The sequence below is a fragment of the Brucella sp. NBRC 12950 genome, assembly GCF_030268145.1.
GTDB lineage: Bacteria > Pseudomonadota > Alphaproteobacteria > Rhizobiales > Rhizobiaceae > Brucella.
In genome coordinates, this window is sequence record NZ_BSQC01000002.1 from 541,225 (window position 1) to 558,211 (window position 16,987).

The window sequence follows — 16,987 nt, forward strand, 5'->3', positions numbered from 1 at the left end:
TTACTCCGCATTCTCACCGGCATTTCCAGTGGCCGCACGCACCAGAACTTCGGCATCAAGGTCGGCACGATCAAAAACGCCTTCCACCAGCCCTTCGCGCATCACCATGACGCGATCCGACATACCTATAATTTCGGGTAGCTCGGACGAGATCATGATGATGCTCAGTCCTTCCGCAGCTAATTCGCTGATAAATTCATGGACGGCTGCTTTCGAGCCAATGTCGATGCCTTTGGTCGGTTCATCGAGAATGATGACCTTTGGATGGGTCGCGAGCCATTTACCGATAACCACTTTCTGCTGATTGCCGCCGGAAAGCGTTCCCACCGGCACCGACAGTGCGGCGGCGCGCAAATCAAACCGCTCGGCATATTTGCGTGCGAGCTTGAATTCTTCCGCCAGGCGCAGAAACCCACGCCGCGATGTGCGCGTCAGCGAGGGGAGCGATACATTCTGAAAAATCGGCATCTGCAAAACTGCGCCATGCCGTCCGCGCTCTTCCGGCACATAAACAATGCCTTGAGCAATTGCATCGCCCGAGCGGCAGATTTTGATTTCCTTGCCTTCTAGCACAACTTGACCGGATGAAGGCGTCGTCATGCCAAACAGCGATTGAGCGAACTCAGAACGACCAGCGCCCACCAGACCATAGACACCGAGGATTTCACCGCGCCGCAGTTCAAACGATATATCGCGAAACTCAGTCGGATGAGAATAGTTCGTAACCTTCAGCACCGTGTCGCCAAGCGCAACATCTTGCTTGGGAAAAGCCTTTTCCACTGAGCGTCCAACCATCAGCCGGACAATTTCGCGTTCATTCATCTCCGACAATAGTCCGTGCCCGACCGCACAACCATCGCGGAAAACCGCATACCGATCCGCTATCTCATAGACTTCATCGAATTTGTGGCTGATGAACAGGATTGCTTTGCCCTGTGATTTCAGCCTCTCGACGATGCGGAAAAGATCATCGACTTCCTTGCGCGACAGGGCCGCTGTCGGCTCATCCATAATGACGACGCGGGAATCCACCGAAAGCGCACGCGCAATCGCAACAAGATGCCGCTGCGCAATGGAAAGTTCTCGCAGCTTGATACGTGCATCAACCGTGATTTCCAGCGAAGAGAGCAGAGCCTGTGCCCGTGCAAAAACGGCCGCCCAATTGACGAAGCCAAGCTTCGTGCGGGGCGCGTGGCCGAGATAGATATTCTCGCCAACGGATAATTCGTCGAACAGCACTGTTTCCTGATGAATGGCGGTTACACCGGCGTCGGTCGCATCCTGCGCAGTTGAAAAATGAACCGGCTGACCATCAATCAGAATTTCGCCTTCGTCCGGGTGATAAATTCCCGTCAGAATTTTAACGAGCGTCGACTTGCCCGCTCCGTTTTCGCCGATCAGTGCTGTTACCTGGCCTGGATAGAGCGCGATATTGACGTTATCGAGCGCTCGCACTCCGGGAAATGTTTTGGCAATGCCGCGCATTTCCAGCAAAGGCGTATCCGGATGGCCGGCAGGCAACACCGATTGCCCGCTTTTCTGCAAAGCTGCATTCATCAGAAATACCTGAATTCAATTCGGAAAATGATGGCGGTGTAAGATTATCCCTCACACCGCCAGCCTCAGTCTTAAAATTAAAAGACCTTGGAGAATTCGTCGATGTTCGATGCGTCATAGACAAATGGATCGCTCATCGCGGCTTCGCCGTTTTCGCCGATCTTGATTTTGCCCATGCGACCGGCTTCGATTTCCGAGCCCGGCTTACCGTCTGCATCACCCTTTACGAGATGATAGGCAATCTGCGTTGCAGAATAACCCAGATCGATCGGGTTCCAGATCGCGAATTCCTTGGTTGCACCCGACTTGATGGCGCCTGCCATTTCAGACGGCAGGCCAAGGCCGGTTACATAAACATCGCCGATTTTGCCTGCATCTTTGACAGCCTGCGAGGCAGCAAGCACGCCCACCGTAGTTGGAGCGACAATCACCTTCACATCAGGATTGGAAGTGAGGAGACCCTGCGCTTCACGGTAGCTTTTGTCGGCAAGGTCATCACCGTAAACGGTGGTGACGAGATTAAGGCCCGGAAAATCCTTGAGCTGCTTCTTCATCTCGTCAATCCAGATATTCTGGTTGGTCGAGGTGGTTGTTGCCGAAAGGATCGCGAAATCACCCTTGCCACCTGGCAAATGATGAGCTGCCAGAGTCAGGCACATTTTTCCGATCAGATCGTTCGATGATGGATTGAGATGGACGATGCGGCCTTCAGGCGCGACACCGGAATCCCAAGAGATAACCTTGATACCGCGCTGCGCAGCCTTCTTGAGTGCTGGAACAACCGCATCCGGATCGTTTGCAGAGATTGCAATGGCATCCACGCCTTGCGCAATCAGCGAATTGATGACTTCAATCTGACCTTCGGCAGTCGTTGTCGTTGGTCCGGTATAGATGACTTCAACGCCACCCAGTTCCTTGGCAGCTTCCTGTGCGCCCTTATTGGCCGCTTCAAAAAAGCCATTACCCAACGATTTCGCAACGAGTGCGATCTTCATATCTGCGGCCTGTGCGGCATTCGCTATGAAAGCAACAGCCAACGCTGTGCTCAATGCCAGTTTCTTAAAAAGTTTCATGTCCCATTCCTCCCGATTAAGAACATTCATATGTTTGGTTACAGCTTAGGCAACTTCTGTGGCTTCCCCCCGTTCGTCACCCTTGCCAGCATTTGCAGAGACCTGCGCTACGATGAGCTTGATGCCCGCATTCTCCACCATTCGCCGCGCATCATCCGAAATGCCTTCATCGGTGATCAGCGTGCTGACCCGATCAAGAGGGCAGAGGATAAGGCTTGAGCGACGTGTGAATTTCGATGAATCGACCATCAGGACAATTTCGTCCGCCTGGCCCATGAGTTTCTGCTCGCTCTGGATAATCAGGGCGTCAGCTTCCATCACGCCGAGAGGGCTGACACCCTGACAGCCCATGAACATGCGGCGTCCGTAGAAGTTACGGATCACATCATTATCGAATGGCGACAGAATAAGGCTCTGATCACGATAGATCGCGCCTCCCGGCACAATGACCGTGCTTTTTGACTGGCGCAAAAGGTGTTCAGCGATGGCAAAGGAATTGGTCAGCACCTGCAGACGACGCGCCGCGAGATAATGCACCATCTGGAAAGTCGTAGAACCACCGTTGATGATGATGCTGTCGCCTTCTTCGCAAAGCGAAACAGCTTCGCGAGCAATCGCGCGCTTGCGATCCGTGTTTTCCGATTCCGAAACCTTGAAAGGTCGGCCTGCAAGGCTGCCGAACTGCGGGGGATGGATAGCCTCCGCGCCGCCGCGAACCCGCTTGATACGGCCCTGCATGTGAAGCGATGCAATGTCGCGCCGAAGGGTCGCTTCCGACGCCTCCGTCAATTCCACCAGATCCTGAATGGTGATCACCGGCTTTTCCTGAACAGCACTCAGGATAATACGGTGGCGCTCTCTTTCGTGCATGACTCCTCCTTTTTTCTTGTATCGAACACAAATGCGGGTAGTGTCAATCATAAACAATCATCATAGCGCACAAAAATAACATATATGATTATTTATGATCGTTTTTGATTGACATTAATTTGCACAATACGCCATATCTTTTCCCAACATGATCGTTTGTGCGTGAAAAAGAAAGCGCATTCCGGTCTTCACCATAAAACGGGAGGATGAAATGGTGGTCCAAAGCAGGCTCTTGGATAATCGCTGGGATGACGCCAAAGCGGCAACGTTGGATGAGCCAGGCAAGCTGCTTTATCGTTCAAACCTGCTCGGTTCCGATAAGCGCATCACCAATTATGGTGGCGGGAATACATCGGCAAAAGTTCAGGAAATCGATCCGCTGACCGGCGAACAGGTTCCAGTGCTCTGGGTCAAGGGCTCGGGCGGCGATGTCGGCACCATTAAGCTCGACGGCTTTGCTACGCTTTATCAGGACAAGCTCGACGCGCTGAAAGGCATCTATAAGGGCGTTGAAGACGAAGACCGTATGGTCGGATTCCTTCCGCACTGCACATTCAATCTCAATCCCCGTGCCGCTTCCATCGATACGCCGTTGCATGGTTTTGTACCATTCACCCATGTTGATCACATGCATCCTGATGCGATCATTGCAATTGCCGCATCAATCAACTCACGCGAGCTGACTGCCGAGGTTTTTGGCGATGAAATTGGCTGGCTGCCATGGCGTCGTCCGGGCTTCCAGCTTGGTCTCGACCTCGAATCCTTTGTGAAGTCAAACCCGAACGCAAAGGGCGTAGTCCTTGAAAGTCATGGTCTTTTTACCTGGGCCAATGACGCTAAGGACTGCTATGAGCTGACGCTTGCCATTATTAACAAGGCTATCGAATGGCTTGATAAGAAGGGTGAAGGCAAGGCCGCTTTTGGCGGTTCCGTGACCCAAAGCCTGGATGTTTCGGAACGCCGTGCAATTGCTGCGCGTCTCATGCCGGAGATACGCGGGTTGATCGGAAAGGAAGAGCGCAAGCTTGGCCATTTCGATGATCAGGATGCGGTTCTGCAATTTGTAAACTCGAAAGAACTGGAGCCACTCGCACGCCTTGGCACATCCTGCCCGGATCACTTCTTGCGCACGAAAATTCGCCCGCTTGTGGTCGATTTCGATCCCGCGAAACCGGATGTGGATGGTGTCGTTGCTGGCCTTGAAGCTTCACTCGACGCCTATCGCGCTGATTACACGCGCTATTATGAGAGCTGCAAGCATGACAATTCGCCGAAAATGCGGGATCCTAATCCGGTCATTTTCCTGATCCCCGGTGTCGGCATGTTGTCTTTTGCGCGCGACAAAGCGACAGCGCGTATTGCCGGTGAGTTCTACGTTAACGCGATCAATGTCATGCGCGGCGCATCATCCGTATCTGAATATCAGGGGCTGCCCGAACAGGAAGCGTTCGATATTGAATATTGGCTGCTTGAAGAAGCCAAACTCCAGCGTATGCCGAAACCTAAAAGCCTAGCCGGACGCATTGCGTTGATTACCGGCGGTGCAGGTGGAATTGGCTATGCTACCGCTGAACGTCTGGCAGGTGAGGGCGCTTGCGTGGTTCTGGCAGACATTGACGCAGAATCGCTCAAAACCGCTCACACAAATCTTGCCAAGCGTTTTGGCGCCGATCAGGTTCGTAGCGTCGAGCTGAACGTCACCAATGAGGGTGCCGTCATCAACGCTTTCACAGAGGCAAGTGTTGAACTGGGCGGCATCGATATACTGGTTTCAAATGCTGGTATTGCATCGTCTGCTTCGGTCGAAAATACCGAGCTTTCGATGTGGAACCGCAATATCGACATACTTGCTACAGGATATTTTCTTGTTTCTCGTGAGGCATTCCGGCTTTTCCGGCGTCAAAAACTTGGCGGAAACGTGGTTTTCGTCGCTTCCAAGAATGGGCTCGCCGCTTCGCCGGGCGCATCCGCCTATTGCACGGCAAAGGCTGCGGAAATCCATCTGGCGCGTTGTCTTGCCCTTGAAGGTGCCGAAGCTGGTATTCGTGTGAACGTGGTCAACCCGGATGCTGTGCTGCGCGGTTCGAAAATCTGGGACGGCGAATGGCGGGAACAGCGTGCAGCGTCATCGAAAATTGATGTGACGGAACTGGAAGAACATTATCGCAAGCGCTCGCTGCTCAAGCTCAATGTACTGCCGGAAGATATTGCTGAAGCGATCTACTTCCTTTCAAGCGATGCATCGGCCAAGTCCACCGGCAACATCATCAATGTGGACGCCGGAAACCAGCAGAGCTTCCCGCGCTAATTACTCAGAAGGTAGGTAAGGCGATCTTGCCTTCCTGCCTTTTATCCAAGAAATTGAGGACATTCTGGGAGGAACCATGTCCGAACAAAGTATTGCAGCCGATTTCATCGCTGAGCACAATTCCGGCTTTGAGAATGCACAAAAGAGCGACTATCAGGCTCTTGGCGAACAGCTTGCCCGGCGCGGCATTGAAATTGAAAACATCACTGAGAAAGTTGCAAAATATTTTGTCGCTGTTCCCTCGTGGGGGACAGGAACGGGTGGTACCCGCTTTGGCCGTTTCCCTGGTCGCGGTGAGCCGCGCGGGATTTTCGACAAACTTGACGACTGTTCGGTCATCAACGAACTCTCACGCGCAACGCCAAATGTTTCGCTGCACATTCCGTGGGATAAGGCTGACCCGAAAAAACTGAAAGCCCATGCGAAAGCACTCGGGCTTGGTTTTGACGCGATGAATTCCAACACGTTCTCGGATTCGGCTGATCAGCAGCATTCCTATAAATATGGCTCGCTTACCCATGTCGATCCGGCCGTGCGCGCTCAGGCTATTGAACATAATATTGCGTGCATCGAGATCGGAAATGCCATTGGCTCCAAAGCTCTGACAGTCTGGCTCAGCGATGGTTCAAACTTCCCCGGCCAGCAGAATTTCACTCGTTCATTCGAGCGTTATCTGCATTCGATGGGTGAAATCTATAAAGCGCTTCCGGATGACTGGCGGCTGTTCTCTGAACACAAAATGTATGAGCCAGCCTTCTATTCGACAGTCGTTCAGGATTGGGGCACGAATTACCTTATAGCCTCGACGCTTGGTCCAAAGGCACAATGTCTGGTCGATCTTGGCCACCATGCACCAAACACCAATATTGAAATGATCGTGGCGCGGTTGATCCAGTTCGGAAAGCTCGGTGGCTTCCATTTCAATGACAGCAAATATGGCGACGACGATCTCGATGCGGGATCGATTGATCCATACCGTCTGTTCCTCGTGTTCAACGAGCTCGTTGATGCAGACTATCGCGGTGTAAAGGGTTTCCATCCTGAACATATGATCGATCAGTCGCACAATGTGACCGACCCGATTGAAAGCCTGATTTCATCTGCTAATGAAATCCGCCGCGCTTATGCGCAGGCTTTGTTGGTGGATCGGGAAGCGCTGGAAACCTATCAGCAGGAAAACGATGCCCTGATGGCATCCGATACGTTGAAGCGCGCTTATCGTACCGACGTTGAGCCAATTCTGGCAGAAGCGCGTCGTCGTACCGGCGGAGCAATCGAGCCGATTGCAGCTTACCGCGCCAGCGGCTATCGTGAGAAGGTTGCGAACGAACGACCTGAAAGCAAAAGCGACGGCGGTGCGTTCAACTAGAGCGCGTTCGATCTGAATATTTGTTTTAACGCGCATTGCGGAAAAAATGCGCGTTCCAAATGAATGCATAGAGTTAAAGACAGCCCGCATCTAATTGGAGTTATTTAGCTTTTCTGAATGTAAGATTATAGCGATTTCGACCAAACTGCGGATACTCTCCATCCTTCAATGGCAAAATACCATGATAGAAGAGTCGGGATGGGCCACCCCAAACGACCACATCGCCGTGGTGCAGCACGAATTTTCGCACCGGATCACTGCGCTGCAATCCGCCGAATTGAAATGTCGCGGGTAGTCCCAGCGACACAGAAACAATCGGATTTTTGAAATCCTTCTCGTCCTTATCCTGATGCAAAGACATTTTTGCGCCGGGTTCATACCGATTGATGAGACAGGCATCCGGTAAGAAATCAGGATAACCAGCTTCGACCGCTGCGCTTTCTGCAAGATCGCGAAATGCCCCCGGCATAGAAGGCCACGGCTTTTCCGTTTCAGGATCAAGGGCGCTGTAACGATAGCCCTTCCGGTCCGTCACCCAGCCAAAGGACCCGCAATTTGTCATAGCGACTGACATGCGAAATCCGCCTGGCGTCGTCATATTCCGAAAAGGTGCATCATTCTCAACGACTTGCATGGCGTTGAGAATTTCGGCTTCGTTTGCGAGCGCAAATCCCCGCAAAAGAACGGCGCCGTCGGCAAGCTTTTCTCGAGTTTCAAGCTGGGAAAACAGATCAATCATAAGGCCATTCTAACACAAAGCCGCACAAGAACGTCCGGAAAACTGCTTTCATATTATCGCCTCTCTTGACAGAGTCCGAGACTCGTAACATATAAAGTTACATGAAAAAAGATAGTAAACTTTCGGGCGTCCTCCACGTCCTCCTTCACATGGCTGAGTATAAAAAGCCCGTAACCTCCGAAGTCCTCGCAAAAGCGATGGGCACCAATCCCGTTGTCGTGCGTCGCGTCATGAGTGGTTTGCGAGAGCAGGGTTATGTGAGCTCCGAAAAAGGTCATGGCGGCGGATGGGAGATCGCTTGCGATCTTAGCAAAGTCACGCTGCATGACATTTACAACGCCATCGGCAAACCGTCGCTGCTTGCGATGAGCAATCGTACGGAAATGCCGGGCTGCCTCGTCGAGCAGGCCGTCAACGCATCGCTCAACAAGGCGTTCAGCGATGCAGAAGAGCTTTTATTGAAACGTTTTGGCGAAGTGACACTCGCCATGTTGAGCGCGGATTTTCATCAGTGCGCGATTGAACGCGGCGCAGCTTTCGACTTGGAGACAGCCCATGACGCATCATGATGTGATTATTATCGGTGGCAGCTTTGCCGGACTTTCGGCGGCAACCTATGTGGCGCGCGGCAGACGCTCGGTTCGCGTGATCGATGCAGGCAAGCCACGCAACCGCTTTGCTAAACATTCACATGGTTTCTTCGCTCAGGATGGAAGCAGCCCGGCAGCGATGCTCAAAACGGCAAAAGAGCAGGTTAAAGCCTATCCGACTGTAAGAGTAACGGAGGGTAAAGCTGTAAACGGAATCGGGCAGATTGATGACTTCTCGATTGAACTCGATACAGGCGAAGTCGTCAGTGGGCGCAGACTGATCTTTGCCTTCGGCATTTCTGACGTTTTGCCAGATTTACCGGGGCTGGCTGAACGCTGGGGCAAATCGGTTATTCATTGCCCCTATTGCCATGGCTACGAGCTCAGCGGCAAAAAACTCGCCGTGTTGAACCTCTCGCCAATGTCGTCCCATCAAGCCATGCTTATCTCCGAATGGGGACCGACCACATTCTATCTGAATGGCGGTGGAGAGCCTGATGCTGCAACTTTGGCAGAACTAGAAAAGCGTGGTGTCACTCTTGAAGCGAAACGGGTTGCAGGCATAAGAGGTGGGGGAACATCCATCTCCGAGATCGAACTTGCTGACGGTCGCCTGTTGCAAGCTGACGCATTATTCATTGGACCGTCCAACCGCCTAAACAGCCAGATCGCTGAGCAATTCGGCTGCATATTGGAAGACATGCCGCTTGGAAAAGCCATCAAAACTGATGAGATGAAAGCGACAAGCATTCAGGGTATCTATGCCGCCGGCGACATTTCAAGGGGCGCACATAGTGTTGCATGGTCCGTTGCGGATGGTGTTTCGGCTGGCGTTAACGTCCATCGGTCTTTGGTATTTTAGATTTATATCACTTTATAAGAAAACGGGGCCAAAGCCCCGTTTTTATTTAATTTAATCGTTTGTACCAAACCGCTCTTCGCTCAGCGCTGCGGCCATGAGAGCCTTCGTATAATCCTCATAGGGGTTATCGAAAACCTGTTCTGTATCGCCTTGCTCGACAATCTTTCCGTTCTTCATAACAATCACATAGTCGGACACGGCACGTACCACCGCCATGTCGTGACTGATGAAAAGATAGGAAAGCCCGTGTTCCTTCTGCAGATCACGCAGGAGCGTAACGATCTGCTTCTGTACGGAACGATCCAGCGCACTGGTCGGCTCATCAAGCACGATCACCTTTGGTTTCAGGATCATTGTGCGTGCGATGGCGATACGCTGGCGCTGGCCACCTGAGAACTCGTGCGGGTAGCGGTTACGCATTGCCGGGTCCATGCCGACTTCACGAAGCGCTTCCTGCGCGCGACGATCCCGTTCCTTTGCCGAAAGGTTCGGCTCATGGATAAGCAGACCTTCGGTGATGATCCGGCCGACGGTCATACGCGGGCTGAGCGATCCGAACGGATCCTGAAACACCAGCTGAAGCTCACGGCGCTTGGGCCGCATGGCCTGCGATTCCGTCGGCAACTCTTTGCCCAGATAAGCAATCCGACCTTCTGACGGAAGAAGGCGCAGGATCGCGCGGCCAAGTGTCGATTTGCCTGAACCGGATTCACCGACAATCCCGATGGTCTGGCCTTCCTTCAAGGTCAGAGAGACATCATTTACCGCCGTCATGTAGGTAGCGGCACCAAGCCAGGGCTTATTGATAAGGAAGTTCACCTTCACATTATCAGCACGGATAAGGACCGGCGCTTCTGCAGGCGGAGACAGCTTTTCACCTTCTGGCTCTGCATCAAGCAGCATCTTCGTATAGGGATGCTCTGGCTCGGTAAAAAGCTTTTCGGTCTCGTTGGTTTCCACCACTTCACCCGAACGCATCACATAGACGCGGTCGGCAAAACGGCGCACGATACCAAGATCATGGGTAATGAACACAACCGCCATCCCCAGCCGCTGCTGAAGATCAGCCAGCAGGTCGAGAATTTGCGCTTGAATGGTGACATCAAGCGCGGTTGTCGGTTCATCGGCAATGAGAATATCCGGCTCATTAGCCAGCGCCATGGCGATCATCACGCGCTGGCGCTGACCACCTGAAAGCTCGTAAGGGTAGCTATCGATGCGGCGTTCGGGTTCAGGAATGCCGACCAGCTTCAGCAATTCCAGAATACGTGGACGCGCCTGCTTCTTGCTCAATCCGCGGTGATAGCGCAGAGGTTCTGCCAGCTGATCGCCAATCCTATAAAGTGGATCAAGCGATGTCATCGGCTCTTGAAAGATCATGGTGATCTTAGCACCACGGATTTTGTTCAGCGCCTTATCGGACATGCCGATAAGATCCTGACCGCGATAAAGCGCCTGTCCTGTCGCTTTACCGTTTTGTGCCAGCAATCCCATCATCGCCATGGTGGTCTGGCTTTTACCGGAACCGGATTCACCAACGATTGCGATTGTTTCACCAGCTTTGACATCGAGGTTAATGCCGCGCACAGCATCAACCGGACCGTCATGCGTGTCGAAAGTGACACGAAGATCGCGAACGCTCAGAATATTTTCTGTTGTCATCTCAGCGATCCTTCGGGTCAAGACTGTCGCGCAGGCCGTCGCCAAGGAAGTTCAGCGCAAACAGGATGATGGTGAGGGTTGCGGCAGGCCAGATCAATTGCCAGCTTGCGCCGCGCATATTCTGAGCGCCTTCTGAGATAAGGAGGCCGAGCGAGGTGAGGGGATCCTGCACGCCCAGACCAAGGAACGAAAGCAGGCTTTCAAGCAGAATGGCCTTTGGCACCAGAAGCGTTACAAAGACAATAACCGGCCCCAACGCATTCGGGATAATATGGCGGGTGATGACGCCGCGGCGGGTTGCGCCGAGCGCTTCTGCCGCCTGCACAAATTCCTGCCGTTTGAGGCTCAATGTTTGTCCACGCACGATGCGCGCCATATCCAGCCATTCGGTTGCACCAATGGCAATGAAGATGATGAAGATCGACCTCCCGAAGAAGACGAGCATCAATATGACGAAGAAGATGAAGGGCAGGGAATAGAGAATATCAACAAGCCGCATCATGATGTTGTCGGCACGGCCACCGAGGTAACCCGAAATAGCACCATAGCCAACGCCAAGGACCAGAGCCATGGCTGAAGCGAGCAAGCCGATTGCCAGCGACATGCGCACACCGATGAAGATGCGGGTCATGAGATCGCGGCCAAGATTATCTGTACCGAGCACAAAATAGTTGCGCGAGACATTCAATGTCAGCTTGCCACTCAAACCATCGGCAGCAAGTTCGATCTTAGGATTACTGAACAGGTCCGAGCGCTGGAAGTAGCGAAGAACGCGCTCATCGGTCGGACGTTGCGCAGTGAAGTCGATGACCACATTGCTTCCGGTCAATTCTGGCTCGGCTGATGCAGTGAGGCGAGCACGAGCCAATTCACGTTCCAGTCCCGGCATGATCGTGTCAGCGCGCGGATAGGCTTCCAGACTTGGGGCAACGCGGACAAACTGCGGATAGATTTTGTCATAGGGATGCGGGCTAAGCATCGGCCCGAAGATACCGACAAGTGCAAGCACGATCAGCACGATAGCACTTGTTACAGCTGCCTTGTTCCTGCGCAGGCGCAGCCATGCGTCCTGCCAGAGTGAACGGCTTTGTACCGAACCAAGCTTTTCCGTTTCAACGGCTGCAGTAAAATCAGTCATAGCGAACCCTCGGATCAAGCCATGCATAAAGAAGGTCGACAATGAGATTGAACACCACGACAAAAACGGAAATGACGACAACGGTTCCCATCACCATCGTATAATCGCGGCTCAGCGCGCCTTGCACGAAGTAACGGCCAATACCGGGGATACCCAAGATGGTTTCAACGACAACCGAGCCAGTAAGGAGAGCAGCAGCTGTCGGCCCCAGATAGGAAACCGCCGGCAACATGGCAGCACGCAGAGCATGAACGCCAACGACCACGCGCGCGGGCAGGCCGTAAGCGCGAGCTGTCCTAACGTGATTGGCGCGCAAGGCTTCAATGGTTGCGCCGCGCACGAGGCGCGCAATAACGCCAACCTGCGGCAGCGCCAAAGTCAGCACCGGCAATATCCAGTAAAGGATATTGGCCGAAGACCAGCCACCAGCCGGCACCCATCCGAGGATGACGCCGAAAAGAAGGCTCAGAAGAGGGGCAACGACAAAATTCGGCGTCGTAATGCCAAAAGTGGCGAGTGCTACAACGAAATAATCAATCGGAGAATTCTGTTTCAGTGCCGCAATTGTTCCGAGAAATGTTCCGATAATCGCAGCCAGACTAAGTGCCAGCGCACCAAGCATGATCGAAACCGGAAGACCGGAAGCGAACAAATCATTGACGGTGAAGTCGCGACGCGTGAAGCTCGGGCCAAGATCACCGCGCAACAGATTGCCCAGATAAATAAGATACTGCTGCCAAAGCGGCGCATCCATATTGTAGGCTTTCTTGAGGTTTTCGAGGATCAGCGGATCAATCGGGCGCTCAAGGTCGAAAGGACCACCCGGCGCAAGCCGGATAAGGAAGAAAGTCAGTGTGACGATGATAAAGATAGTTGGTATTGCACTACCCAATCGTCGGAGCGTGTAGCCCAGCATTTTTATTTCCCTTCTTTGCCGGAACGCTCAAAAAGCGACCCGGCAAATCCCACTAAGGGCGTTCCTGTTTTTGTTTAGCCTTTTATCGACAGCCAGTGTGTGGCGTGCGAATTCATCAGGTTGTCGTCGTAGCCTTTGACCTTGTCGGCAACCAATGCGGTAGATGAATAGTAGAGCAGAGGAATAGCAGCCCCGTCTTGAAGCAAAATCTTCTCTGCGTTGGTGAGGATTTTCGCCCGTTCACCCAAATCTGCTGTGATGGCTGATTTCATGATCAGTGCGTCATAGTCCTTGTTCGACCATTGCGCGTAATTGAAGTAGCTGTCGCTCGTGAAGAGTGACAGAAACGAGTTCGGATCATTATAATCCCCAACCCAGCCATCGCGGGCGATATCAAACATGCCTTTCTGCTCAAGATAATTGAAATAGGTCGTGCCATCGACTTCGTCGAGCGTGGCATTGATACCAATATCCTTGAGCATGTCGGCAATCGCTGCCATCGTGTTCTTGTGATTTTCTGACGTGCTATATCTCAGCACTATCGACAGGCTGCCAGGTGTGACACCGGCATCTGCCAACAGCTCTTTTGCCTTGTCTTCGCGATCAAGAATGTCTTCTTTGGCGTAGCTTAGCTGCGGTCCGTCTTTGACGTAATTATTGATTCCGGGAGGCACCATCGAGCTGGCAGGAAGCATTGTACCGCGCCAGACTTCCTGTGCCAGAAAATCACGATCAATCGTCATTCCAATGGCTTGTCTGACACGACGGTCGCGCAACTTGCTGGAAGGCTCACCTTTGATGTCGATGTAATAAATACCCAGCAGCGGTGCCTGATGAAACCATTTACCGAGGTTCTGTTTCACATAGTCCATCTGTTCAGCGGCAACATCAGAGCAGATATCAACTTCTTTCGCCTCAAACCGGCGCATACAGCTGGAGCGATCCTGAAACGGTATCCAGTTTACCTGATCAATCTGAACATGCTCCGCATCCCAATAATAGGGATTTTTCTTCATAACAATCTTGTCGTTCGGATTGAAACTGACAAGCTCATAAGCGCCATTGCTGACCATGTGGTCCGGCTGGCTAAACTTTGACCCGAATTCCTTTTCGGCTTTCGGATTGACCGGAAATCCGGTGTTGTGGGTCAATAATTCAATGAAATATGGAGTAGGCGCGTTGAGCGTGATCTGGAGCGTTTTGTCGTCCAGTGCTTTCACGCCAAGCTGATCGACATACATATGACCCGTCGCGATCTGCTCGGAGTTCTTGATTGAATAAAAGACACTAGCGTAGCCCGCAGCCGTCTTAGGGTCCATCAAGCGGCGAAATGAAAACTCGAAATCGCCTGCCGTTACAGGATCGCCATTCGACCATTTTGCATTGTCGCGCATATGAAATGTATAGGTGAGGCCATCGGGTGAAATTTCCCATGATGTCGCCGCACCGGGAACTGCTCTGCCGTGGCTATCCTGCGCGACCAGTCCCTCATAAAGATCTTTTAAAACGCGGTCTTCCTGAACTGTAGTGGTGAGCTGCTGATCCAGCGTTGAAGGATCCATATCATTGCCACGGTTAAGCAAAATTGCAGCAGACGCGGCGCTGCCAAGCGAAATCAGGCAAACGCCTGCCAATAAAATTTCGCGAACCATCGTGAAACTCCCATAAGTCTTAAAAAATATCTGTCCCCATGAAAAGAGGGACCCTCCGACCCTCCCAGGTCGAAAGAAAAAGGGGCTGCGCCGAAAGGCACAGCCCGAACTGAAAATTTACTGTTTGAACGAAAGCCAGCGGGTTTTGTGGCTGTCCATAAGGTTGTCGTTCCAGCCATCGATCTTGTCAGACACAAGAGCGCGCGAGGAATAATAAAGGATAGGAATATTGCTCATGTCATCGAGCTTGAGCTGCTCGGCTTCAGCCAGAACCTTGGCGCGGGCATCCAGATCAAGGATCTTCGCTGCTTCAGCCATCTTCGCATCGTATTCCGGGTTTTTAACCTTGGAATAATTGAAGCTGACATCGCTCTGGGCAATGTAAAGGAAGTTCTGCGGATCGTTGTAATCGCCGATCCAGCCAGCGCGTGCGATATCGAACGGACCGTCTTCACGCAGGAAGTTGAAGTAGGTAGCGCCTTCGGTTTCGTTGAGCGTTGCCTTCACACCGATATTGCCAAGCTGATCGGCAATTGCTGCCATCGTGTTCTTGTTGTTTTCAGATGTGTTGTAGAGCAGCTCAATCGAAAGCGTGTTTGGCTCAACGCCTGCTTCCTTCAACAGCTCCTTGGCCTTGTCTTCACGATCCAACATGTCGTCGGAATAGTCGAGTTTAGGCGCATCCTTGACGTAGTGGTTGATACCTGGAGGAACCAGCGAATAACCTGGGAGCATGGTGCCCTGCCAGACCTGATCGGCAATGAAATCACGGTCGATCGCCATGGAAAGAGCCTGACGAACACGCGGATCTTTCAGCTTGCTGTCAGCAGTCTTGCCTTTGACCGGCAAATAATAAACGCCGAGATAAGGTGCCATTCGGAATTCGTTGGCGAGGTTCTTCTTCACATAATCCATCTGTTCGGCAGGAACGTCCGAGCAGACCTGAACTTCCTTGGCCTCGAAACGTCGCATGCAGCTGGCGCGGTCTTCGAATGGAATCCAGTTGATGGTATCGATCTTGACCTGATCGGCTTCATAGTAATTCGGGTTCTTCTTCATGACGATTTTGTCGTTCGGCGTGAAGCTGACCAGTTCGTAAGCGCCGTTCGTCACCATTTTCCCAGGTGTCGTGAACTTGTCGCCATTTTCTTCAACGCTCTTCTTATGCAGCGGGAAGCCGGTCTGGTGCGTCAGAAGTTCGAGGAAATAAGGAGCAGGGGAGTTAAGCGTTACCTTCAGCGTGTGATCGTCTACAGCTTCAACCCCCAGCTCATCGACCGGCTTTTTTCCACCAGCAACGTCTTCCGCGTTCTTGATCACAAACAACATGCTCGCATAGCCAGCAGCTGTCTTAGGGTCCATCAGACGGTGAAAAGCGAAGCTGAAATCACCAGCAGTTACCGGATCGCCATTTGACCATTTCGCGTTATCGCGCAGATGGAAAGTGTAGACCAAACCGTCTTCCGAAATATCCCATGACTTCGCCACACCCGGTACGGCCTCACCATTCGCGTTCTGGATGGTCAATCCATCATACAAATCGCGAAGGACGTTGCCTTCAGACACGGTGGACGTACGATGATGATCGAGCGTGGCTGGATCAGTGTCATTGCCGCGATTAAGAACGACCTCAGCCGATGCCGCTCCCACCAGTGTCAGAAGACACACGCTTGTCAGTAGAGTTTTGCGAAACACGATGAACCCCTCCTAGGTAATTTTTGAAATGGCGTGCATCTTATAGATAAGATTGGTTCTTGCAAGAGAAGTTCTCAAGATACTGAATTAGTTACCAGATTGACTACGCTGCAGCTAATTTAGAAGGCAAAAAACTGGTACGCAATGGCGATTTTAAAGCGCTTTTGAATGCAATCTCAGAGGATGAGAAATCAAGAAAACTCCATATTTTGCGGCACTTTTATAAGCTGCTGCCAGCATTTTTTTACAGGCTACGACATCCGATTCGCTTAAATTTTCACCAGAGTTTTCGAGTTGTGGAAAATACGCAAAGGAAAGCCATTTGAACTTGGTTTGAGTGATCATCACCGCATCATATTGGGGCGGTGAGAAATGTCTCATCGCAACAAGATGCTAGCTTTTCATTCTTTTTTAGTTCCATAACATACGTTATGCAATCGATGTGTATAACGGCAATATACAGATGCGACACATGGGCAATTTAGAGATGCGACAATTTTTGCCTCTCTTGCCCTTTTCAAATCGAACGCGGAAAGGAAGACTGGGCTTTCAGCAG

14 protein-coding genes are annotated in these 16,987 nt (G+C 52.1%); 4 read left to right on the forward strand and 10 right to left on the reverse strand.

The features are described from left to right. The 3 genes from QSJ70_RS05435 to QSJ70_RS05445 all read right to left on the reverse strand — a co-directional run bounded on the left by QSJ70_RS05435 (position 1) and on the right by QSJ70_RS05445 (position 3,500). Positions 1-1,557 (reverse strand): sugar ABC transporter ATP-binding protein, encoded by a 1,557-nt coding sequence (locus QSJ70_RS05435; protein WP_285535078.1) that lies wholly within the window; start codon positions 1,555-1,557, stop codon positions 1-3. A 77-nt stretch (positions 1,558-1,634) separates the two neighbouring features. After that, the gene (gene rhaS / locus QSJ70_RS05440; protein ID WP_285535079.1) at positions 1,635-2,630 is read right to left on the reverse strand and encodes a rhamnose ABC transporter substrate-binding protein; all 996 of its coding nucleotides are present in this window, start codon (positions 2,628-2,630) and stop codon (positions 1,635-1,637) included. 45 nt (positions 2,631-2,675) lie between these two features. Continuing rightward, positions 2,676-3,500 (reverse strand): DeoR/GlpR family DNA-binding transcription regulator, encoded by an 825-nt coding sequence (locus QSJ70_RS05445; RefSeq protein ID WP_064321714.1) that lies wholly within the window; start codon positions 3,498-3,500, stop codon positions 2,676-2,678. A gap of 211 nt (positions 3,501-3,711) precedes the next feature. Between QSJ70_RS05445 and QSJ70_RS05450 the strand changes: the two genes are divergently transcribed. Together QSJ70_RS05450 and rhaI are read left to right on the forward strand one after the other, a co-directional pair. After that, positions 3,712-5,808, forward strand: coding sequence for a bifunctional rhamnulose-1-phosphate aldolase/short-chain dehydrogenase (locus QSJ70_RS05450; protein WP_285535080.1), 2,097 nt, complete (start codon positions 3,712-3,714; stop codon positions 5,806-5,808). Between the two features lie 76 nt (positions 5,809-5,884). Then, entirely contained in the window at positions 5,885-7,177 is a 1,293-nt protein-coding gene (rhaI, locus tag QSJ70_RS05455; RefSeq protein ID WP_285535081.1) for an L-rhamnose catabolism isomerase, read from the forward strand. 100 nt (positions 7,178-7,277) lie between these two features. On the opposite strand, the gene alkB is transcribed toward rhaI, so the two are convergent. Then, on the reverse strand, positions 7,278-7,916 hold the full coding sequence (alkB, locus tag QSJ70_RS05460; protein WP_285535082.1) for a DNA oxidative demethylase AlkB: 639 nt from the start codon (positions 7,914-7,916) through the stop codon (positions 7,278-7,280). Positions 7,917-8,017: 101 nt separating this feature from the next. Here alkB and QSJ70_RS05465 point away from each other — a divergent pair, with 101 nt between their 5' ends. After that, a complete protein-coding gene (locus QSJ70_RS05465; protein ID WP_215778850.1) occupies positions 8,018-8,485 on the forward strand; it encodes an Rrf2 family transcriptional regulator in 468 nt (155 codons plus the stop codon). Further along, positions 8,472-9,368 (forward strand): NAD(P)/FAD-dependent oxidoreductase, encoded by an 897-nt coding sequence (locus QSJ70_RS05470; RefSeq protein WP_285535083.1) that lies wholly within the window; start codon positions 8,472-8,474, stop codon positions 9,366-9,368. The genes QSJ70_RS05465 and QSJ70_RS05470 overlap by 14 nt, the downstream gene beginning before the upstream one ends. Before the next feature lie 51 nt (positions 9,369-9,419). On the opposite strand, the gene QSJ70_RS05475 is transcribed toward QSJ70_RS05470, so the two are convergent. The 6 genes from QSJ70_RS05475 to QSJ70_RS05500 form a co-directional block, all read right to left on the reverse strand. Beyond that, positions 9,420-11,030, reverse strand: coding sequence for an ABC transporter ATP-binding protein (locus QSJ70_RS05475; protein WP_285535084.1), 1,611 nt, complete (start codon positions 11,028-11,030; stop codon positions 9,420-9,422). Position 11,031: 1 nt separating this feature from the next. Beyond that, the gene (locus tag QSJ70_RS05480) at positions 11,032-12,168 is read right to left on the reverse strand and encodes an ABC transporter permease (RefSeq protein WP_285535085.1); all 1,137 of its coding nucleotides are present in this window, start codon (positions 12,166-12,168) and stop codon (positions 11,032-11,034) included. Continuing rightward, on the reverse strand, positions 12,161-13,084 hold the full coding sequence (locus QSJ70_RS05485; RefSeq protein ID WP_285535086.1) for an ABC transporter permease: 924 nt from the start codon (positions 13,082-13,084) through the stop codon (positions 12,161-12,163). The genes QSJ70_RS05480 and QSJ70_RS05485 overlap by 8 nt, the downstream gene beginning before the upstream one ends. Before the next feature lie 74 nt (positions 13,085-13,158). Then, entirely contained in the window at positions 13,159-14,736 is a 1,578-nt protein-coding gene (locus QSJ70_RS05490) for a peptide ABC transporter substrate-binding protein (protein ID WP_215778845.1), read from the reverse strand. Positions 14,737-14,853: 117 nt separating this feature from the next. Then, positions 14,854-16,431 carry a peptide ABC transporter substrate-binding protein gene (locus QSJ70_RS05495; RefSeq protein ID WP_215778843.1) on the reverse strand — a complete coding sequence of 526 codons (1,578 nt, stop codon included), beginning with the start codon at positions 16,429-16,431 and terminating at the stop codon, positions 14,854-14,856. A 153-nt stretch (positions 16,432-16,584) separates the two neighbouring features. Further along, complete coding sequence (locus tag QSJ70_RS05500) at positions 16,585-16,776, reverse strand: hypothetical protein (RefSeq protein ID WP_285535087.1); 192 nt, start codon at positions 16,774-16,776, stop codon at positions 16,585-16,587. Positions 16,777-16,987 lie beyond the last annotated feature (211 nt).